Source organism: Ruegeria sp. AG7, from assembly GCF_056541545.1.
The window spans coordinates 26814-48378 of the sequence record NZ_JBQFYP010000019.1 but is presented as its reverse complement, the minus strand read 5'-3'; the positions used below and the strand labels follow the sequence as shown (position 1 = coordinate 48378).

At 59.5% G+C, this 21565-nt stretch carries 19 protein-coding genes; 3 read left to right on the top strand and 16 right to left on the bottom strand.

Annotation, left to right across the window (positions count from 1 at the left end):
• Positions 1–109: 109 nt before the first annotated feature.
• The 10 genes from rfbA to ACR0BF_RS18100 all read right to left on the bottom strand — a co-directional run bounded on the left by rfbA (position 110) and on the right by ACR0BF_RS18100 (position 13359).
• Positions 110–1000: a glucose-1-phosphate thymidylyltransferase RfbA gene (gene rfbA / locus ACR0BF_RS18145; RefSeq protein ID WP_480521544.1), complete on the bottom strand. Its 891-nt coding sequence runs from the start codon at positions 998–1000 to the stop codon at positions 110–112.
• Positions 997–1863 (bottom strand): dTDP-4-dehydrorhamnose reductase, encoded by an 867-nt coding sequence (gene rfbD, locus ACR0BF_RS18140; RefSeq protein WP_480496656.1) that lies wholly within the window; start codon positions 1861–1863, stop codon positions 997–999. Before rfbD ends, rfbA begins: the two co-directional genes overlap by 4 nt.
• A complete protein-coding gene (gene rfbB, locus ACR0BF_RS18135) occupies positions 1860–2903 on the bottom strand; it encodes a dTDP-glucose 4,6-dehydratase (protein WP_480625467.1) in 1044 nt (347 codons plus the stop codon). Before rfbB ends, rfbD begins: the two co-directional genes overlap by 4 nt.
• A 3-nt stretch (positions 2904–2906) precedes the next feature.
• Entirely contained in the window at positions 2907–3464 is a 558-nt protein-coding gene (rfbC, locus tag ACR0BF_RS18130; RefSeq protein WP_480625466.1) for a dTDP-4-dehydrorhamnose 3,5-epimerase, read from the bottom strand.
• Positions 3465–3606: 142 nt separating this feature from the next.
• Complete coding sequence (locus ACR0BF_RS18125) at positions 3607–5370, bottom strand: Mur ligase family protein (protein ID WP_480555890.1); 1764 nt, start codon at positions 5368–5370, stop codon at positions 3607–3609.
• Entirely contained in the window at positions 5367–8168 is a 2802-nt protein-coding gene (gene cphA, locus ACR0BF_RS18120) for a cyanophycin synthetase (RefSeq protein ID WP_480625465.1), read from the bottom strand. The genes ACR0BF_RS18125 and cphA overlap by 4 nt, the downstream gene beginning before the upstream one ends.
• 15 nt (positions 8169–8183) lie before the next feature.
• Complete coding sequence (locus tag ACR0BF_RS18115) at positions 8184–9077, bottom strand: cyanophycinase (protein WP_480477557.1); 894 nt, start codon at positions 9075–9077, stop codon at positions 8184–8186.
• 272 nt (positions 9078–9349) lie between these two features.
• Positions 9350–10861 carry an L-piperidine-6-carboxylate dehydrogenase gene (gene amaB / locus ACR0BF_RS18110; protein WP_480625464.1) on the bottom strand — a complete coding sequence of 504 codons (1512 nt, stop codon included), beginning with the start codon at positions 10859–10861 and terminating at the stop codon, positions 9350–9352.
• 3 nt (positions 10862–10864) lie between these two features.
• Positions 10865–11971 (bottom strand): saccharopine dehydrogenase family protein, encoded by a 1107-nt coding sequence (locus tag ACR0BF_RS18105; protein WP_480496091.1) that lies wholly within the window; start codon positions 11969–11971, stop codon positions 10865–10867.
• A gap of 134 nt (positions 11972–12105) precedes the next feature.
• Complete coding sequence (locus ACR0BF_RS18100; protein WP_480521094.1) at positions 12106–13359, bottom strand: cytochrome-c peroxidase; 1254 nt, start codon at positions 13357–13359, stop codon at positions 12106–12108.
• 33 nt (positions 13360–13392) lie between these two features.
• Here ACR0BF_RS18100 and ACR0BF_RS18095 point away from each other — a divergent pair, with 33 nt between their 5' ends.
• The gene (locus ACR0BF_RS18095; protein ID WP_480477549.1) at positions 13393–13863 is read left to right on the top strand and encodes a tetratricopeptide repeat protein; all 471 of its coding nucleotides are present in this window, start codon (positions 13393–13395) and stop codon (positions 13861–13863) included.
• 30 nt (positions 13864–13893) lie between these two features.
• On the opposite strand, the gene ACR0BF_RS18090 is transcribed toward ACR0BF_RS18095, so the two are convergent.
• The 6 genes from ACR0BF_RS18090 to ACR0BF_RS18065 are packed head-to-tail and all read right to left on the bottom strand — an operon-like array spanning position 13894 to position 19470.
• The gene (locus tag ACR0BF_RS18090) at positions 13894–14955 is read right to left on the bottom strand and encodes a TRAP transporter substrate-binding protein (protein ID WP_480555887.1); all 1062 of its coding nucleotides are present in this window, start codon (positions 14953–14955) and stop codon (positions 13894–13896) included.
• 24 nt (positions 14956–14979) lie between these two features.
• Complete coding sequence (locus tag ACR0BF_RS18085) at positions 14980–16269, bottom strand: TRAP transporter large permease (RefSeq protein ID WP_480477545.1); 1290 nt, start codon at positions 16267–16269, stop codon at positions 14980–14982.
• Positions 16270–16857, bottom strand: coding sequence for a TRAP transporter small permease (locus ACR0BF_RS18080; protein WP_480625463.1), 588 nt, complete (start codon positions 16855–16857; stop codon positions 16270–16272).
• 53 nt (positions 16858–16910) lie between these two features.
• Positions 16911–17426, bottom strand: a complete 516-nt coding sequence (locus ACR0BF_RS18075) for a flavin reductase family protein (RefSeq protein WP_480477541.1) — start codon at positions 17424–17426, stop codon at positions 16911–16913.
• Positions 17426–18316, bottom strand: coding sequence for an aldo/keto reductase (locus ACR0BF_RS18070; protein ID WP_480625462.1), 891 nt, complete (start codon positions 18314–18316; stop codon positions 17426–17428). Before ACR0BF_RS18070 ends, ACR0BF_RS18075 begins: the two co-directional genes overlap by 1 nt.
• Positions 18316–19470: an LLM class flavin-dependent oxidoreductase gene (locus tag ACR0BF_RS18065; protein WP_480625461.1), complete on the bottom strand. Its 1155-nt coding sequence runs from the start codon at positions 19468–19470 to the stop codon at positions 18316–18318. Before ACR0BF_RS18065 ends, ACR0BF_RS18070 begins: the two co-directional genes overlap by 1 nt.
• Positions 19471–19575: 105 nt before the next feature.
• On the opposite strand from ACR0BF_RS18065, the gene ACR0BF_RS18060 reads away from it, so the two are divergent.
• Positions 19576–20286 carry a GntR family transcriptional regulator gene (locus ACR0BF_RS18060; RefSeq protein WP_480477535.1) on the top strand — a complete coding sequence of 237 codons (711 nt, stop codon included), beginning with the start codon at positions 19576–19578 and terminating at the stop codon, positions 20284–20286.
• 12 nt (positions 20287–20298) lie between these two features.
• Positions 20299–21399: a Gfo/Idh/MocA family protein gene (locus tag ACR0BF_RS18055; RefSeq protein WP_480625460.1), complete on the top strand. Its 1101-nt coding sequence runs from the start codon at positions 20299–20301 to the stop codon at positions 21397–21399.
• The last annotated feature ends 166 nt before the right edge of the window (positions 21400–21565 follow it).

Below are 21565 nucleotides of genomic sequence, written 5' to 3'. Positions count from 1 at the left end.
CTGCGGCAGACCAACCCATCCCAACATCCAAACACGCTAAATAAGACCTAACCACCAAACCCGCAACCAATACCAAATACTCAAGCAATCCATAACCGCAATCGAACGGCTACTGGTTGAGCAGGTTTTTGAGGTATTTTCCGTATTCGTTTTTGCCGAATCTTTGGGCGCGGGCTTCGAGGTCGTGGTCGTTGATCCAGCCCAGCGTATGGGCGATTTCGTCGGGTGATCCGGTTTGCAGGCCTTGCCTGTCCTGAAGCGTGCGCACGAAGTTTCCGGCGTCCAGCAGGCTTGCATGGGTTCCGGTATCCAGCCAGGCATAACCGCGTCCCATGCGGTTGACGCTGAGCAACCCGGCCTCAAGGTACATTTCAAGCAAGGTGACAATCTCAAGCTCGCCGCGTGCAGACGGTTTTACGGCGCGGGCCCGTTCAGGGGCAGAGCCGTCCAGAAAGTACAGCCCGGTCACGGCGTAGTTCGATGGCGGCACTTGAGGTTTCTCGACAATCTGGGTGACGGCGCCAGCCTCGTCATAGGCCACGACCCCGTAGCGTTCGGGATCAGCGACCCGATAGCCGAAAACGGTGCCTCCCGTCTCTTTGGCGTCTGCCGATTGCAGGATCTCGGGCAGGCCGTGCCCGAAGAAAATGTTGTCGCCCAGCACCATGGCCGAGGGGGCACCATCCAGAAAGTCTTCTGCCAGAATATAGGCTTGCGCTAACCCGTCAGGAGAAGGTTGAACAATCCAGGTCAGGGACAGGCCCCATTGGCTTCCGTCGCCCAACAGGCGCTGAAACTGCTCCTGATCCTGCGGCGTCGTGATCATCGCGATGTCGCGGATCCCGGCCAGCATCAGCACCGAAAGGGGGTAATAGATCATCGGCTTGTCATAGATGGGCAAAAGCTGCTTCGAGACGCCCATCGTGATCGGATAAAGACGGGTACCTGACCCGCCTGCCAGAATGATACCTTTGCGTTTCTTGCCGTTCCGGGTCGTCATGTGCCGAGCTCTCCAAGGTCTTCAAGTATGCTGTGCAGGCCCGCCTTCCAATCCGGACGGGGCACGCCCAGGTCCGTTGTCAGTGTCGTGCAGTCCAGGCGGCTGTTCAGGGGGCGTTTCGCGGGGGTCGGGTATGCGCTGGACGGGATGTCTTCGACATTGCAGTCAATGCCGGCCTGATCGAAGATCTCGCGGGCAAAATCGGCCCAGCTGACATCAGGGCCACCGCTGCAATGGTAAATTCCGGTCTTTTCATCCGGGTTTGTCAAAAGGGCACGGGCCGCGCCCACACAGGCCCCGGCCAGTTCCGCCGCCGGGGTTGGCCCGCCAATCTGGTCTGCGACGATCGTCAGGCGGTCACGCTCTTTGCCGAGGCGCAGCATGGTTTTGACGAAGTTATGTCCATGTGACGACACCACCCACGAGGTTCGTATGATTGCATGGGGTCCGCCCGCCGCAATCACACCGGCCTCACCCGCCAGCTTGGTACGCCCATAGGCGCCCAGCGGGCCGGTCGCGTGGTCGGGCGGAAACGGGGCCGTGCCCGCCCCGTCAAACACATAATCCGTCGAGACCTGAACAAACGGCAATCCGCGCCCGGCCGCAGCTTTGGCCAGCGCCGTGGGCGTGGTTCCGTTGATCAGCAGGGCAAGGTCTTCCTCCGCCTCGGCCTTGTCGACGGCGGTATATGCGGCGGCGTTGATCACCGCATCCGCATCGGTGTTGCGAACCAGGGCCGCGCACCCTTCGGGATCGGTAAAATCCGCCTTGTCGCGCCCAAGCGCTTCAACCGAGATTTCCCCGCCACACCGGATCAGTTCCCGGCCCAGCTGACCGGTCGCCCCGAAGACCAGAAGTTTCACGCGCTGACCCCCAGCCGTTCGCCAACGCCGGACCGGCCTTGCAGGGACCGCCACCACTCTTCATTGTTCAGGTACCATTCAACCGTTCTGCGCAGACCCTCCTCTACCGTCACGGATGGGCACCAGTTCATTTCGTTGCGCATCCGCGAGGGATCGATGGCGTAACGCGCATCATGCCCGGGGCGGTCTGTGACAAAGGTGATCTGGTCCGCATAGACCCCCTGCGGTTTCGGGCGCAGGTCGTCCAGGATCGCGCAAAGCGTCTGCACCAGTTCCAGATTGCTGCGCTCGTTCTCGCCACCGATGTTGTAGGACCGGCCGACAGCCCCCTTTTGCACCACCAACAAAAGCGCGTCGGCGTGATCCTCGACATACAGCCAGTCGCGGACATTCGAGCCGTCACCATAGATCGGCAGCGCCTTGCCCGCGATTGCGTTCAGAATCACAACAGGGATCAGCTTTTCAGGGAAATGATAGGGTCCGTAATTGTTCGAACAGTTGGTCAGCACCACCGGCAGGCCATAGGTCTCGTGCCAGGCCCGGACCAGATGATCGCTGGAGGCTTTCGATGCGGAATAGGGTGACCGCGGATCATAGGGAGTATCTTCGGTGAACTGGCCGGAGGGCCCCAGGCTGCCAAAGACTTCATCGGTCGAGATATGGTGGAACCTGAAAGTGTCCGGTTTTCCCTGTCCGGCCCAATAGCGGCGCGCCGCCTCCAGCATGTTGTATGTGCCCAGGACATTGGTTTCGATGAAAGCCCCCGGCCCGTCGATGGACCGGTCAACATGGGATTCTGCCGCCAGGTGCATTACCGCATCAGGCGCATGTTCGGCAAACACCGCCTTCAGGGCCGCAGGGTCGCGGATATCCGCGTGAACAAAGGCATAGTTCGGGTTCTCTGCAACCTCGGCAACATTGTCGAGGCAGGCCGCATAGGTCAGCGCATCAAGGTTCACGACCTGATGTCCGTCCGCAATGGCACGCCGCACGACCGCGGACCCGATGAAACCCGCACCACCTGTCACCAACAGTTTCATATTCTATCCTTCGTAAACAAACGGGCTGTCAAAATCGGCCAGGGCAGGCGCAATCCTGTCCTTGTCGCTCAGCACCGGGTTCCCCTGCAAGGGCCAATCAATACCACAGCTGTCCCAGCGCACACCCCCATCGGCATCCGCATTGTAAGAGCTGGTACATTTGTAGCAGATTTCGGTGTCGGGCTCTAACGTCACAAAACCATGGGCAAAACCCGCCGGCACCCAAAGCTGTCGCCCGTTCTCAAAGCTGAGCTCGATGCCGAAAGATTGCCCATAGGTCGGCGATCCCTTGCGGATATCGACAGCGACATCATAAAGCGCCCCCCGGCCCGCCCGAACCAATTTGCCCTGCGCATGCGGAGGCGCCTGAAAATGCAGGCCGCGCAATGTCCCCACCGCGGACGACAACGAATGGTTGTCCTGCACAAACTCCGGCAACACAACCCCAGCCTCTTTCAGCCGCGCCTTGTTCCAGCTTTCAGAAAAAAACCCCCGCAAATCCCCATGCCGCTGCGGGCGAATAACCAACACACCCGACAACCCCGTCCGCTCAATCTCCATAACACCTAACCTCAACCGTCTGTTGCCTGTGTTAGGCGAGTATTGTCAGGCTGGGTGTCAATGCAAGGGTGATGCGCGAATTGCTGCTCAGATGATCGCAGACGGAAATGGCGGTTCGTTGCTTTACTGATCCCTCAAACCGCTAGGTCGCCTGCTGGTTCAGCATCTCAAGCACGGCGTCGCGTTCCGACAGAACCAGCAGCAAGGCTAGATCGCCCGGTTCCATCTGTTTCAGGATCATCGCGGCGGCCTCCGACGGGGATGCGGCCCTTTGGATCTGGGTCTTGTCATATCCCTGTTCCAGGGCAGACTTTTCGATCAGGTCCGGTATCTCTCCCAATGAGCGGCCCCGTAGATACCCTTCCAGTTCAGCAGCAACGACCACGTCGGGTTGGAAATTCAACGCGGTTGCAGTGACGTCCCGAATGTCCTGATCCGAGCGATCTCCGGCATGGCTGAGCATGATGAACCGCCGTTTTGCTGGCAGGGCCGACAGCGCATCGCACACGGCAGAAATCGAATGCGGGTTATGCGCGAAATCCACGAAAACCTGAGCGCCGTTGTATAGGAATTCGTTACAGCGACCCGGATTGTCCCTGGCATCCGGTTTGAACCCGGCCAACCCATGCCGCACCGCCTCAAGCGTCAGCTTCAAAGCCAGCGCAAGGCACATAGCCGCCAGAGCGTTCAGGATGTTGTATTTCGCGGCCCCGCCCATGGTCAGGGGCACGTCGGACACAGCTATGACCACCTGCTCGGACCGGCCGTCGAAAAAGACGATATTGCCCTGCGAAACATAAGCGCAGCATGTTCCCGCGTCCCGCGCCCGACGGATCAGATCACTCCCGGCATCCAGAGAAAACCACCAGATATTTGCCGTAGTGTTTTCGGCCTCGGCACGGACAAAAGGATCATCGGCATTCAGGGCCAGAACGCCGCCCTTGGTCAGTGTCCGGTGCACGGCGAATTTCGCCTGAGCCAGCTCGGGCACCGTGTTGACGCCGTATTGCCCCAGATGATCGTTCGCCACGTTGGTGACAGTGGCGGCCATGGCGGCACGTGTCGGCAGGCCGCGGCGCAGGATACCCCCACGGGCCACTTCGAGGCAGCCGATTTCAAGCCGCTTGTCGCGTAGCAACATCCGCCCTCCGCCGGGGCCGGAATAATCGCCGCGATCCAGAATATCATCACCCACCCGCACAAACTCGGTCGAGGTCAGTCCCGCGACCTTGCCCGAGGCGCGGGCGATGGCCTCCAGCAACCGGGTCGTCGTGGTCTTGCCATTTGTTCCGGTGATGAAGGCGACGGGGATGTTGTGAAGGGCGGGCCAGTCCACGTCATCCGGGGCGGGCAATGCGTCGACAGGCCAGGTTTGACTGCCGGTGCCATGCCCGATGGAAATTTCGTCATCGTCGCACAGGATATCCACGCCATGCGCCTCGGCTGCCGTGATCAGGGCGATCAGCGCAGGATTGGCCTCCTTCGCCATGACGCCTTTGACGTCCCGGATCATCTGATCAAAATCGCCCGGCGTCGTCGCCAACAACTCTGCCGCACAGAAATGCCAGGCGGTCTGCGCTGCAAAGATCGCGGAATAAAGCTGATCCATCGGTGCCGAGATTGCCAGATTGACACCACCGGTGAAGGTACGGTGGGTCAGTGCCTGATCCTGCCAGCCAAGCGCATCAAGAACGCGCCGGGCATGTTTTTCCCACAGTGCAATGACCTGCGCGGGGTCGATATCCGTGAAAAACACATCCATCACCGCGCCGGGGTGATCCCATAACAGGCCGGGGCCGGTCAGACGCCGCGCGTCATCCACCTGAATATGATCAGCGGTCGCGCATTCGATGGTCAGCGCGGTTTCAAGCTCTTCGATCCGGTCCATTCCGGTGCCCTCGCTCAATCCGCGTCTTCGCTGACTTCACGCGCCAGTCTTACGCCGCGTTCGTCCCGGATCAGGTTCTGGTCGCTGTCTAACATGTCCTCGAACGTGGTGTCGGCGGGGCTGGTCCTGGATGCCGCCTCGGTTTCAGAGGTTTCGCCATCGGAATTGAAGTAGATGATCTGTTTCCAGCACCGTGTGGTGTCATCGCCAAAGATCACCAGCAGATCGCCCGGTGCCGCCATTTCCAGCGCGGCGGTCACGGACTCAACCTCATCCGGGATGATCGTGATCGCCTCATCTGGCGTCCCGCAATCGATCAGGGCCTGCCGCATCATTTGCGGCACTTCGTCATGCCCGCGACCCCGGCGGCGGTCATCGGCCTTGCAGATGAAATGATCAAAATGCCCGGCGAGCGCTGCGGCTCCATCAACGATGTCTTCATCGCGGCGGTCGCCGGGCATCGCAACAACGCACAGCCTGCGGCCCTTGACGTCCAACTGATCGGCCAATGCGGCCATCGCTTTCAGCGCGGCTGGGTTGTGGCCGTAATCAAGAATCACTTTGAAGGGATGTTCATCATAGACGTTCATCCGCCCCGGCGCTTGGAAATAACTGGTGTCGAAAGTGCGCAGACCATGCCGGATATTGTCCAGATCGACCCCAAAACTATAGGCCATTGCCGCCGCGACCATGGCGTTTTGCACGTTGAAGATCGCCTTGCCCTCAAGGGTGGCGGGGATCAGATGCGACCACAGAACCGGGATGTGAAGCCCTTTGTCATAGAAGGTCAGCATGTCGCCATTCATGCCTTTTTCCAGCACGATGGCTTTGCCCCCTGTCTTGATATGTTCCTTGACCAGACTGTGACCGGGGTTGGTCGTGACATAGAAGATCTGATCCGCCCCGGCATAATCGGCCATTTTCAGACAATTGATGTCGTCGGCGTTCAGCACGGCCGTATCGGTCGCGCTTTCCACCACCACCCGTTTGACGACGGCCAGCTCCTCTACCGTGTTGATCCCGCCCAGACCCAGATGATCTGCCGAGACGTTCAGACAGGCCGCCACGTTCGAGCGTTGATAGCCCAGACCCGAGCGCACCAGCCCGCCCCGCGCGGTTTCCATCACCGCAAAATCGACCATCGGATCACGCAGGACGATCTGTGCCGATTTCGGGCCGGTCATGTCCCCCTTGACGCTCAGCTTGCCATCCACATAGACGCCGTCGGTCGAGGTCATGCCAACGATTTTGCCGCTGGTTTTCATGATATGACCCAGCATCCGCGACGTGGTCGTCTTGCCGTTGGTGCCGGTTATGGCCGCAATCGGGATGCGGGTCTGTTCATTGGGGGGGAACAGCATGTCGATGACCTTGCCTGCCACATCGCGCGGCTGACCTTCGGACGGGGCCACATGCATCCGGAAACCGGGGGCGGCGTTTACTTCGACAATCGCGCCACCGATATCCTTGTAGGATTTAGTGATATCGTCGATCAGGAAATCGACACCGCCCACATCCAGCCCGACGGCCATGATGGCGCGTTCGGCCATGTCGCGGTTGTCGGGATGCACCACGTCGGTCAGGTCGATGGCGGTGCCACCCGTTGACAGGTTCGCGGTCGAGCGCAGATAGAAAACCTCGCCCTCGGGCAAGACAGTGTCTTCCGTCACGCCCGCATTCTCCATCAGGCGGTTAGCCTGATTGTCCAGCTCGAGCCTGGTCAGCACTTTTTCATGCCCGATGCCCCGACGCGGGTCTTGGTTCACGATGTCGACCAATTCGGCAATCGTATGGGTGCCGTCGCCTATTACATGGCCGGGGACGCGTTTGGCCACCGCAACCAGTTTGTCGTTCACGACAAGCATCCGGTGATCAAAGCCGGTGATGAAGCTTTCAACCAGAATGGCGCGGCTGCGTGAATGCTCCTTGGCCTCGGCAAAGCCCGCCTCGACCTCGGCATCGGAATTCAGATTGATCGAAACGCCGCGTCCATGGTTGGCGTCCAACGGTTTGACCACCACCGGAAACCCGATCCGCGCTGCCGCACGCACGGCCTCGCGGGCCGAATAGACCATGCGTTGCTGCGGTACCGGCAGGCCAAGATCGTTCAGCAGATTATGGGTGTCTTCCTTGTCGCAGGAAATCTCGACCGAGATATGCTTGGTCTCGGACGTAATTGTCGCCTGAATGCGTTTCTGAAACTTGCCGTGCCCAAATTGCACAAGCGAGCCGGAATTCAGCCTGATCCACGGAATGTCGCGTTCCTGCGCCGCCTTGACCAGCGATCCGGTCGACGGGCCAAATTCCTTGCGTTGCGCCCTCAGCACAAAGCTGCGCAGTTCTTCATCCCAGTTGAAGTCCGGGTCGAATTCGTAATCCACCTGATCTTTCAGGGATTGCGGCAGCAGGTGCATCAGCAACCGCATCGCCAAATTGCCCGCATCCAGACCGACGTCACGCTGGCGGTATTCATAGACCATATTGTACTGGCCCGGCTCACCTGTGCCGCGCGTACGGCCAAAGGTCACGTCGGACCCGGCCACGTTCTGCACTTCGATGGCGCAATGTTCCAGCACATGCCCCAACCAGGTGCCTTCATCCTCGCGCAGGCGGCGGATGAAGCCGCCGGGTTCGCGATAGGAGCAGCCATGTTCCGCCAGACCGGGAAGCGCCTTGATCAAGGCGTCAATAAACTCGGAACCAATTTTTGCCGAGGGCCACTCTTCCAGAACACCCAGATCGATGACATGGCGAATGACCGGAAAACTTGCCCAGACATTTGGGCCGACAAAGACATTGGTCGAGATTATTTTCATGAGGCTCCCCGTTGGTTAGCTATTATTCCCCCCGCTGGCGGCCTCTTGACCGGACATGTCCGGCAATGTGCAGAACGCCATATGCTCATCCGGCGGAAAAGCCTGGCGAGCCGTCAGATCATAACGGCACCCTTCGCCCAGAACGTCAAGCCGAAGTCCAAGCAGGCTCAGTGCTTCACCGCGGCGCGCGTCCCACATCGATGAATGAGTCAGATGACTGGCGTCAACGACGGTAACCGATCCACTGCCCACGACTTCAAGGACATTATCGGGTCCGATGAAGGCTGCCGTGTCTTCGTCGATACCCAGTCCGATCAAAAAAGGGTTGAAAGATGAAGCAGTTAACAAACGTCCCAGCCGATTGCGCTGTGTGAAATGCTGGTCGATGATGACGGCGTTGGTCAAGCCCATGCCCGGAGCCAGCGTGATATTGCCCTCAGCCGGGGCCGAGTTGCTGCTGCCCCCGGCCACCATGTGTTCGGACATGATTGATGCCCCGGCTGAAGTGCCGGCAACCGGCACACCGGCCGCATTCCGACGGCGAATTTTCTGCGCAACAAGCGTGCCACCCAGAATCGCCGACAGTCGCAGCTGATTGCCACCGGTCATGAAAACCCCTGTGGCGCGGTCTAGCATCTCGGCATAATCGGGATTATCGCAATCGGCACGACGTGAGATGGGCAGAAATTCGACCTTGCCCGCACCCAGTTCGGAAAAGATGCGATTGTAATCCGGTCCGGTCTCTTCTAGCATCGAGGCTGTCGGGATCACGACAATATCGGCATTCTCACCACCTGAAAGCTCTACGAACTTACGGTGGATCTGCATTTCCTTGACGCGGTCTTCGCCGCCGCCGATCGGGATGATGAACCCGCGCGGGGTCTCTGCATCAACGGGTGCAGGGCACATATCTTACTTACCTTCCGGTATAAAAGCAGCCAGCCATCGGGGCCACTCGGACGCTTAATCTGTTCATACATGCCGTGTCGGGCCATCTGACCTTATCGGACATGCCGTTCCCCCCAGCGACATCACATGCCGCACGGCAGGGATTTCGTCAAGAACCACAGGTTTTGTGCCTGCTTCAGCCTGCCAGTGCCAAACCCTGCGCGACAAAAGCAATCCCCCCGAAACATCAAAGCTCCGGGGGGATCAGAATGTCCGTCAGTTTGCGCGCTGGTTCAGATGTCGAATTTGACACCCTGCGCCAGCGGGAGCTCTGCCGAGTAGTTCACGGTGTTGGTCTGGCGGCGCATATAGGCCTTCCACGCGTCCGAGCCGCTTTCGCGTCCGCCACCGGTTTCTTTCTCGCCTCCGAATGCGCCACCGATCTCGGCGCCCGAGGGGCCGATGTTGACGTTGGCAATACCGCAATCCGACCCCGCCGCAGTCAGGAATTGCTCGGCCTCGCGCATGTTCAGCGTGAACACACAGGATGACAGCCCTTGCGGCACATCGTTTTGAATCTGGATCGCATCGTCAAAATCGTCATAGCCCATGACATAAAGGATCGGTGCGAATGTCTCGGTTTTCACGACCGCACTTTGGCCGGGCATTTCGACGATTGCGGGCTGCATATAGACACCCGCAGGAAGCCCTGCGGTCACGCGCGCGCCGCCAAACACGGTGCCGCCTTCGGCCCTTGCGGCTTCCAGTGCGGCTGTCATGGCGGCACCCGATGCCTCATCTACCAGTGGCCCGATCAACGTGCCCTCAGACAGCGGATTGCCGATGGGCAAACCGGCATAAGCCTTTTTCAGGCGGCCCACCAGTTCCTCGCGGATCGAGTTGTGCACGATCAGACGGCGCAGCGTGGTACAGCGCTGACCGGCGGTCCCAACGGCCGAGAAGACAATGGCGCGCACGGCCATTTCCAGATCCGCCGAAGGGCCAACGATCATCGCGTTGTTGCCACCCAGTTCCAGAATGCACTTGCCAAAGCGTGCCGCTACAATGGGCGCAACTGCACGACCCATACGTGTCGAACCCGTGGCCGAGATGATCGGAACATCTTCGCTGGCCACCAGCGCCTCGCCCAACTCCGCGCCACCGATCAGGACCTGAAGTAACCCTTCGGGGGCATCGCCAAACCGCACCAGCGCGCGTTCAAAGATCTTCTGGCAGGCCATCGCTGTCAGCGGGGTCTTCTCGGACGGTTTCCAGACCACCGGATCGCCACAAACCAGTGCCAAAGCGGCGTTCCACGACCAGACGGCAACCGGGAAATTGAAGGCCGAGATCACCCCGACTGGGCCCGCCGGATGCCAGGTTTCCATCATCCGGTGCCCCGGACGTTCCGATGCGATGGTCAGACCGTAAAGCTGACGCGACAGACCAACGGCAAAGTCGCAGATGTCGATCATCTCCTGCACTTCGCCCAGACCTTCGGACGTGATCTTGCCGGCCTCCCAGCTGACAAGCGCGCCCAGATCGTCCTTGGCGGCGCGCAGCTCTTCGCCCAACAGGCGGATCAGCTCGCCCCGACGCGGGGCCGGCACAACGCGCCACGCCTTGAACGCGGTTTTGGCGCGGGCAATGATCGCGTCCATTTCGGTGGCCGGAGTTTCATGCACGTCGGCCAGCAGGCTGCCGTCAATCGGCGACGTCACTTTCAGGGTGCCGCCCTTCAATGCGGCACCCGTCAGATCCAGATTTGCAAGCGTGGTTTGGGCTGTCATTACGATGTCTTTCATATCTCAGGCCGCCTTGTTTTGCCGGGTCACGTCACCAGCACGATACAGCTGGCCAAATTCTGTTTTCAGGAAGTCGTTCAGTTTGACCTGTTCCTGCCGGACAAACCCTTTCGAAGGCAGCGTGCCGGTACGCATCAGGTCAACGACGCCCAGAATACCCGCAGCTGTGGTGACCTGAATGGCACTCCAGACCTGTCCGTTGATGGTGCGGGCAAAGCTTTTGTTGATCAGGGATTTCTCGCGCAGAACGCCATTGATCATACCCTTGGCCGTACAATAGACCAGCACCACGTCCTGATCGGTGCGGGGCAGGGCGGTCTCGAAGATCTCTTTCAGCAGATCGCGGCGGCGTTCCAGCCCCAGATCGTGCAGCAGCAGTTTCAGGATTTCACAATGGCCGGGATACCGGATCGTGCGATAAGACACGGCCCGCGCCTTGCCTTCCAGTGTTTCCGGCAGCGTGCCCAATCCGCCCGAGGTGTTGAAACACTCGTATTCCACACCATCGTGACCCAGAATCTCGTAATCTTCCAGCGGCGCGGTCTTGACCAGTTTGCCGTTCACAATGGCGTCGCATGGATTGCAGTACTCGTTGATCAACCCATCGGTCGACCAGGTCAGATTGTACTTCAGCGCGTTGGTCGGATAAAGCGGCAGCGCGCCCACCCGCATATGCAGGCTGTCCAGCTCATCGAACTCCGCTGCAAGCGCGGCTCCGGAGATACCCACAAAACCAGGTGCCAGACCACATTGCGGCATGAAAGCTGTCTCACTGCCTTCGGCCAGTTGGCGTACGGCCTCGGTGGCCGCAACGTCTTCGGTCAGGTCGAAATAATGCGCGCCCGCCTCTTTGGCGGCCTTGGCAATGTTCGGGGTCAGAAAGAACGGTGCCGCTGAAACCACGGCGTTAAACCCGGTCAGTTCCTTTGCCAGACTGTCCGCATCCCGGGCATCAATCTGTTTCGTGCCAATACCAAGCCTTGTGATATCACCCAGTGCTTTCAGGTCATGGTCGGCCACGGTCACTGTATAGTTTGGCGAGGCCCTCAGCAGCGTCGCGATCATCTGACCGATCTTGCCTGCCCCGATTACGCAAATATTCCAGGACATCAACGTCTCCGTAAATTTCTGTTCCTGATATTATGGTGCAGGGCTGGCCAGACATTTCATAGGCCGCAATTTGACGAAGTGATCGACTAATCCGACATTTTGCCGGATCAATTGTCATTATGGCGTAACCGCCGTCAGGGGTTGAAATCGGCAGGCACCCCGAAAGGAGGAGAGCCAATACCAGTGCCCGTCAGGGAATGCAGAAATGCGACAAGGGCGGCGATTTCCACATCCGAAAGCGTCACTGGCGCAATGTCGATCCTGCTGCGCTGGCGTTCCATTTCGAACCGGTCTTCCCACACCACGAAATCCGCTTTTTGCAGCCAGGGAACCTTGGGCAACGCAGCCATGTCGGGTTTCCATTTGGCAAGGCTGGTCTGTGGGTCAAGATGGTGACGGATCATGCTTTCGAGGTCCGCAAAAGCACCGTTATGCCCGTAGGGCGCGGTCAGGGCGACATTGCGCAGCATCGGCGTGCGAAAGCGATAGGCGTCTTCCAGACGGTTGCTTTCCGCCATCCGTCCAACGTCCCGCGCATATGGGTCCCATTGCCGGGTCCGGCCCGGCCCGAAAGGGGGCAAACCTAGCGCGTGAAACTCTTGGTCCGACATCAACGGACCCGCATGGCAGGTCGCGCATCGCGCATTGCCATAAAACAGGTTCATCCCGTCTTTCTGGATGTCTGACAGCGCATCCTTGTCCCCAGCCAAGTACTGGTCGAATGGGCTGTCGGTGCTGCGCCACTCGATGGCCATGAAGGCCGCCAGCGCGTTGGCGATCTGGGTGATCGTGATGTCTTCGGTGGTCTCGATGTTGTCAAAAGCCGCGACTATGGCAGGGCCATAGCGCGGATCGGTCCGCACGCGTTTGGCAAGGATCGGCCAGCCCTTGTCGATCCTGTCGTGAACCGCGCCGGTCACCTGATTTTCAGCGACATTACCGGCCATCTCGAATTGCGCGGTCAGCGGGAACAAGGCCTGCGCCGCCAGAAGCGAGTTCAATCCCCCGGGCAGCCATTCCTGTGCAGGCGAATTGAACCCGTTGCCATAGAGGTCCGAGATGCTCAGGCGGCCATCGTGGAAAACGGTACGGATGTCCTTGGCCCCGAGGTTCCACAACCCCGGCGCATTTCGGGGAATGCGTTTGCGGATCTTGTCCGCCCCGGTACCCGGTGTGCGCTCCGGTCCAAGACCCTGTCCGCCTTCGCCGATCCCCAGGGACAACCCGTCAGAGGTGCCGAAATCGGGGTGATGGCAATGGGCGCACGAAATGTTCTGATTGCCTGACAGGATCGGATCGTAAAACAGTTGATGACCGATAGTGGCCTGTTCCATATCAAATGGGATAAAGTCATCATCTGTCAGCGGGCGCGGCAGGTCCTGCGCCACCGCGGCCCCCGCCCAAACGAGGACAATCGCCCAATGCGCCAGTTTCTCTTTACCCTTTGTTTTCTTGCGACCCCGGCTCTGGCTGAGCTGGAACAGGCCCGTGACATGATGGAGGCCGGAGAGTTTGAAGCCGCGCGCGCGGAACTGCTGCCCGCCGCCCGGTCGGGCAATGCCGAGGCCGAGGAACTGATTGGTGTGATGTACGGGCTGGGTCTTGGGGTCGAGCAGGACCATGAAAGGGCGTTTGAATGGTATCTGCGTGCCTCGATGAAGGGGCATCCGGGGGCGCAGTCGGGGGTCGGCTGGTACTACGAACTGGGTCTGGGATTGCCCGCCCCCGATCTGGTGCGGGCCTATATGTGGTACACGCTCAGCGCCATTGGCGGCGATCCCGATGCGGCGATCAGCCTTGAGGAAGTGATCAAGAAAATGTCGCCGGAGCAGATCGAGAAGGCGCATGTTCTGGTCAACGACTACAAAGGGTGGATGTACCCGTTTCGATAAGGGCCGGGCCACAAGGCCCGACCCGTCCGTTTAGTTCAGGTCTGCATTGCGCGAGGCGTTCACGTCCGCCTCAGCCGCCGTGACCGCATCGGTCAGCGCGGCAAAGATCTCATCACCACGGGCAACATTGGTCTGGAACCAGTCATAGACAGGTGAAGCCGCGGCTTTGAACGCAGCCTTCTGCTCGGGTGTCGGGACATACAGGTCACCGCCACCTGCGACGAAGTCCTCATAGGCCTGAATCGATTTGCGCTTGGGCGAGGCAAAAGTGGCCTGTTGCAGGGCGTAGAACCCATCGACAACGACCCGGCGCATATCTTCGGGCATCGCCTGGAACTTGGCGTTGTTCATCCACCACAGCGCACCCATATAGGCGTGCCCGTCCAGCGTGACATATTGCAGGCCGGCATCCGGGAACTTCATGCCCATGATGTCGGTGATGCCGTTCTTTGACCCCTCGACAACGCCGGTCTGGAAGCTGGTGAAAAGTTCCGGCCACGGGATCGGTGTAGGTGACGCGCCCAGTGCCTTGACCAGTTCCTGTGGCAGGTCGGCGACAACGGTGCGGATTTTCAGACCTTCCATGTCGGCAGGCTCGGCCACCCGGTGTTTTGTATTGGCGAAGTTGCGCCAGCCGCCGGTGTTGCCGATGGTCATCAGGCGGATCGCGCCACCTGAATCCTCCAGCGCCATGTCGCGCATCTTGCGGGTGAAATCGCCCGACAGAACATGCTCGGCGATCCGGTCATCGGCCATCAGATAGGGCAGGTCCAGAACCTGCACATAGGGGAAGATGCCCGAGGCCCCGCCCGAGGTAGAGATATAGATATCGATGGTGCCATCCGCCACGCCTTGTAGGCATTCTGCACCGTTCGAACACAGCTGGGTGCCGATGAACAGCTCAACCTCGATGGCGCCGTTCGACGCCGCCTCGACATAGTTCTTGAAAACGATCAGACCGTCGTAATCCTCGTCATTTTCGTTCGAATTGGCAGTGGCGCGCAGCGTATAGTCCGCAGCCACCGCAGCGACCGCAGACGCGGCCACAAGCGATGTGGCAATCGCCGCTGTTTTGATGAAGTTTCCGAGCATGCGTTTCCTCCCTGTGATACTCAGTCAGTTTGCAAATCCCGTTATCCTCGGGATCGTCATGGATAATGCGGGAATGTAGGTGATCAGAAAGATCACGATGATTTCGACCGCCAGAAACGGCAGGATCGCCTTGGCGATTGTCTCGACCCGCTCCCGCGACACGGCGGCGGCCACGAACAGCACCAACCCCATGGGGGGCGTTGCAAGGCCGACGGTCAGATTGACGCTCATGATGATGGCGAAATGGATCGGGTCTACGCCGAGGCCAGTGAAAATCGGGCCAAGGATCGGGCCAAGGATGATGATCGCGGGGCCTGCGTCCAGAAACATACCGACGATAAACAACAACAGGTTGATCAGAAACAACAGGATCAGCGGATTTTCCGACAGGCTGAGGATCAACGAGGCCAATTGTTCCGGGGCATGGCTCAGGCTGACTACGGTCTTGAACGCCATTGCTGCGCCAACCAGCAGCAGCACCACAGCCGACGTCATACCTGCATTGCTAAGAACATCCGGAATTTCCCTCAGGGTCAATGTACGCAGAACGAAAAATCCGATGATAAAGGCGTAGCCCACAGCAACAGCGGCGGCTTCGGTCGGGGTAAATATACCCCCCAGAATGCCGCCCAGAATGATCACGGGCGTCATCAGCGGGAAGAACGCCTTGAGGCTGGCTTTGCGACGCTCATCCCATGTGTATTTCCGGCTGGCGACGGGAAAATCGTACTTGTCGGCCATGAACTTGATCATCACCATCAGGCCGACACCCACCATGATTCCGGGCACGATCCCCGCAAGGAACAAGGCGGCCACGCTTTCGCCCATGACATAGGCATAGATGATCATGATGCCCGAGGGCGGGATGATCGGCCCGATCACCGAACTCGCGGCCGTAATGGCGGCGGCGAATTTGCGGGTGTATCCCTGTTTTTCCATCGCCGGGATCAGCATCGAACCCAGGGCGGATGTGTCAGCCACCGCTGACCCCGAAAGGCCCGCGAACAGGATCGAGCTCAGAACGTTTACATGCGCCAGCCCGCCGCGCAGATGGCCCATCAGCGCCTGGCTGAATTCGACAAGGCGGATGGTGATGCCGCCGCGGTTCATCATTTCACCGGCCAGCATGAAGAACGGGATGGCCATCAGCGGGAAACTGTCCATGCCGTTGTAGACATTGCGATAAAGCAGGGTGATGTCGTTCGTCTGTCCGTTCAGCCACAGCAAGATGCCGGGCGCCGCCAGAAGCGCGAAAAAGACCGGCAGGCCAATCAGCAAGAAAATCAGGAACGTAGGCAGGAACCAGATCAGCATCTATTCGGCCCCCACGGCTGCGTCGGGAATGTCCGGCAACAGATGCGCGCCGCCAAGCAAGGTGACCACGGAACGCAGGATAAGCTCGATATTGACCGAGATCAGCAGAATGATCCCCACCAGCAGCGAGGCCATCATCCAGCTGCGCGGAATGCGATACCACTCGTCAAACCCAAGCGATGTCGGCAGGTACAGGGCGGCGGTTGCAAACCTGCCGCCAAAGCCCGTGACCTCGGACCAGCCGATTTTGACCGCAACCAAAAGCACGGCCAGCGAGATCAGTAGGAGGAACAGATTGAGTGACAGGCCGAACATTCGCGGCAGAAACCGTTGCAGCATGTCGATAGCTACAAAACCGCCGCGCCGAAAGGCCGTCGGTGCCATCAACCCGGTCATCCACAACATGCAGAACCGCGCGGCCTCATCCGGCCAGGGCAGGGCGTTGCCCAGAACGTATCGGAAGAACACCTGAATCAGGATTGCGATGACCATGAAAGCAATCGCAACAACGCCAACCGCGCGGCCCAGACGCAGCGCGGTTTCGTTCACGAATGCAATCGGCGCAAGCACCGATGCCAGTCCGCCCATGCGGATCCTCCCTTGTTCAGCCGCAGGTGTGTCCCGCGGTCGTCAGATCGCGCTTAGTGCTGCGCGAATTGGCCCATTTTCCCGGCGTAGAACGTCAGCGCGTCGCCGTCGCTCATGCTGGCCTTCAGGACTTTGCCCACCACGATCACGTGATCGCCCGCGTCGTGATAGGCATGTTGTTCGCATTCAAATCGTGCCAGGCAATCCGACAGCAGCGGGGTGCCGTTTGCACAGCGCTCATGCCGGATGTCGCGCAGGGCATGGGCATCTTTCGAGCATCCAAAACACAGCTCGGCCTGCGCCGACGATAACACATGCACCGTGAAATGCCGTGCCGCGCGAAAATAAGGGAACCGGCGCGAGTTGCGGTCGCCGGCCCACATGATCAGTGGCGGATCCAGCGACAGTGACGAAAAGCTGTTGGCCGTGATGCAGATAGGGCCATCACCGCTGTCGCATGTCACGATGGTAACGCCGGTTGCAAACCGACCAAAAGCATCCCGCAGGGTCCGGGTGTCGTCCTTATGTGGCACAAAGGTGTGGGTCATATTCCTTGAGATTGCGTTCATCATGCTACCTCATGCCCCAGCGCCGCCTCGTACAGGCGGAACCAGGTTTCGCGGTCTATGGTGACGTTCAACGCGTCTGAGATGCGTTTGATACGGTTCAGGTTGTTGGTGCCCAGAACCGGCAGAATGCCCGCCGGATGAGCCAGCAGGAAGGCGACGGCCACAGCGGCCCGGTCTACACCGAACTCCTCCGCGATTTCATCAGCGACAACCCCGACGGGCGGGTTCCCGGCCATCAGCAGCCCACCCCCCAGCGGCGACCACGCCATAAGGTGGTGCCCATGCTGCTGGTGAAACGCCAGATCGCCATTGGTGAAAGGGGCGATCGCGCCCAGTGAGATCTCGATCTGGTTGGTGACCAGCCGGGTTTTCATCGCCGATTGCAGCAGGGTCCAGTCCCACGGGCGGAAGTTCGAAACACCAATCGCGCCCACCTTGCCGCTGGCGACAGCCTCATCCAGCGCAGCCCCGGTTTCGTGGTGGTCCATGAACGGATCAGGGCGGTGGATCAGCAGCAGATCGATGTGGTCGATGGCCATTTCCGACAGGGACATGTCGATGGATTTCAGGATATGCGCGCGTGAGGTGTCATAGTATTTGACCTTCGCATCGGAATGCCGCCCCACAGGTGCGACGATGTCACATTTGGTGACGATCTCCATCTTCTGGCGCAGGCCGGGATTGGCGCGCAAGGCGTTGCCCAGAACGGCTTCGGCCGCGTAACCACCATAAATATCGGCCTGATCGAAGGTGGTGATGCCCTGATCAAGACAGGCCTGAATTTTGGCCTCGACATGCCCTGCTGAGGTGTCGCTATCGTCACCCAGCCGCCACATGCCATAGACAAGGCGGCTCATTTCCAGCGTCGGGGATAGTTTCACGCGTTGCATCAGCGGCGCACTCCGTTGCCCAGCGGTGTGGCTGGGGGTGTCTTGGGCACACGCCTGTAGGCTTCGGGCAGCGAGCATGTTTTCAGATGCGGCATCACACGAGCACCGAAATGCTTGGCCTCATCCATGTGCGGATAGCCTGAGAAGATGAAGGCGCGAATGCCCATCTTCCGGTAATCTTCGATCTTTGACATGACCTGATCGGTTGATCCAACCAGTGCCGCACCACAGCCCGAACGGGCGCGGCCGACGCCGGTCCACAGACCGGGTTCCACATACCCATACTTATCCGCCAGATCACGATTCCTGGCCTGATGCGCTACGCCAAGCGACGTTGCATCCAACGCCCGCTCGCGGATCACGCGGCCATAGTCGTCATCCAGTTTTGAAACGATGTAATCCGCGTATTCCTGCGCCTCGGCTTCGGTATCGCGAACGATCATGTGAACCCGCAAGCCATAGTCGAGCGTACGGTCATAATTTTCGGCCACTGCATGAACAGCTTTCATCCGCTCGGCCAGTTGATCCTTGGTTTCCGGCCACATCAGGTACACATCGCAATGCTCGCCGCATAGCTCCAGCGCCGCGGGCGAATAGCCTCCGAAATACAGCAGCGGCCCGCCAGTCTGATAGGGTCGCGCCGGGTCGGTTGTCAGACCTGTAAAGTTGTAGACCTCGCCCGCATGGTTGATTTCCTCCTGCGTCCAGGCCTGTTTCAGGATCTCGACCACTTCGCGCGACCGTTGATAACGATAGGCACTGTCGGCCTTTTCGCCGGGAAAATCGGATGAAATGATGTTGACGGTCAGCCGCCCCTTCAACATGTGATCCAAAGTCGCGATCGTGCGGGCCAGCATGATCGGCTGCATCTCGCCGCAGCGCACAGCGGCCAACAGGTTGATCTTCTGCGTGATCGGCGCGCAACCGGCGACAAAGCTCAGCGTGTCCTGCCCAACCTGATACGATGACGGGCACAGGATGTTGCGGAACCCCTGCGCCTCGGCCTCCTTCACGATGGCCGAGCAATGCTCCCAGCTGGACCGCAGATCACCATCAGGCACACCCAGGAACTGATAATCGTCCGAACATAAGGCGGCGAACCACGAAACCTCGGCCGCATCCAGATCAGGGGATGTGATGGGGACGATGGTCATTTGATTCACGCTCCGTGCATCTTTTACTTTCCTCTTGCGTAGCAATCACATTGATGTAGATCAATAGTGTATCAATTTTTCCTGCGACCGAATGAAGCGCCTGAAATGCCCCCCAACACCCGAAACCCCAATGCCCTGCCTATCTACGTTCAGATTGCCGAGCTGCTGATCCGCGATGTCGCTGCGGGCCGCTTGATCGATGGTGAGCGTCTGCCCCCGGAACGCGATATGGCGGCCGAGCTGAACGTGTCGGTCGGCACGCTGCGAAAATCTCTCGCAGAGCTTGAGAAAAAAGGCATGTTGGAGCGTATTCAGGGGTCAGGAAATTACATCCGCGAGACCGGAACTCAGAACAGCGTCTACGCGATGTTCCGGCTGGAATTGCCCCAAGGGGGCGGGTTGCCGCGTGCGGATATCCTGTCCGTCGATCATCTGAAGAAACCTTCCGATCTGCCGGATTTTGGCACTTCAGACACCGGATCGCGCGTACGTCGGATGCGCTATCTGAATGACACAATCATCGCGGTCGAGGAAATCTGGCTGGACGAATCAGCCGGCCTGATCAAGCGAAGCCTGCTGTCGGACTCGCTCTACCGCTATTATCAGCACCAGCTGGGTTTCTGGATATCACGGGCCGAAGATCGCGTATCGATTGGCCAGCTGCCCGATTGGACGCCCGCGGCGTTCACCAAAGCCGCCGGTGAAACGGTGGGCTATATCGAACGGTTCAGCTGGTCGGACAAGGCCGAACCTGTCGAATTTTCAAAGACCTGGTTCGACCCGGACCGGGCCACCTATGTCCAACGTCTGAAGTAAAAGGAAACGCGCATGACCCAGACCATCAATTACGGGCTGATCGGATGTGGCATGATGGGGCAGGAACACCTGCACAACATCGCCCTGCTGGACGGCACGCGTGTTGCGGCGATATTCGAACCCGATCCCGGGATGGCAAAAGCCGCGCAGGCGATTGCGCCGGGGGCGGTTATGGCACGCTCGGTGCAAGAGGTGTTGGATATCGAAGACCTGGACTGCCTTGTCATAGCCAGCCCAAATCACCTGCATGTCGACCAGATCTGTGAAATCGCGCAAACGCGCCCCTTGCCGCTATTGGTGGAAAAGCCCCTGTTCACCAACCCCCAGGACGCCGCAAGGCTAGCGAAGGTACAGCGTGACTATCCACACCCGATCTGGGTTGCGATGGAATACCGTTATATGCCGCCCATCGCGACCCTGATCGACAAGATCGGGGACACAGGCGGGGTCAGGATGCTGTCGATCCGGGAACATCGCTTTCCGTTTCTGCGGAAAGTCGGCGACTGGAACCGGTTCAACCGCAACACCGGCGGCACCTTTGTCGAGAAATGCTGCCACTTCTTCGATCTGATGCGGCTGATCCTGCAATCCGACCCTGTGCGGATCACCGCAAGCGGCGGGCAGGCGGTGAATCATCTGGACGAAACCTACGGGGGTGAAACACCCGATATACTGGATCATGGCTATGTTCTGGTCGATTTCGCCAATGGCGCGCGCGCGATGCTCGAGCTGTGCATGTTCGCCGAAGGCGCCCGCTATCAGGAGGAGATTTCGGCCATCGGACCCAAAGCCAAGGTCGAGGCTCTGGTGCCGGGGCCGGGGCGGTTCTGGCCCGACCATCTGGGAACGCCGCCAGTGCCGCAGGTCATCGTCAGCCCGCGGGACCCCAAGGGGCCAATGTCGCAGGATATCCCTGTCGATCCCCGTTTGCTGGCTGCCGGAGATCACAACGGCTCGACCTATTATCAGCACAAGGGGTTTCTGGATCTGGTGCGCGGGCACAAGGCCGAACCGGATGTGACAGTGCATGACGGTTTGTGGGCGGTGCGAATGGGATTGGCGGCGCAGCAGGCCCTGCAAACCGGCGAAACGGTTCACCTTAAGCACCCTTAGACTGACACCAGGCAGGTTCAGGGCAGAACCCTCTGCGGCGACAAATGTGTCGCTTGTGGGCCAATCTGTCGTAAATCTGCTAGTGACGCGGGGCGCAGTAGGGGACAAAACTGTATGACCTGTCAGTGTATCCCCACCCGTCTTGATCGCCGTGCGACCGGCTGTG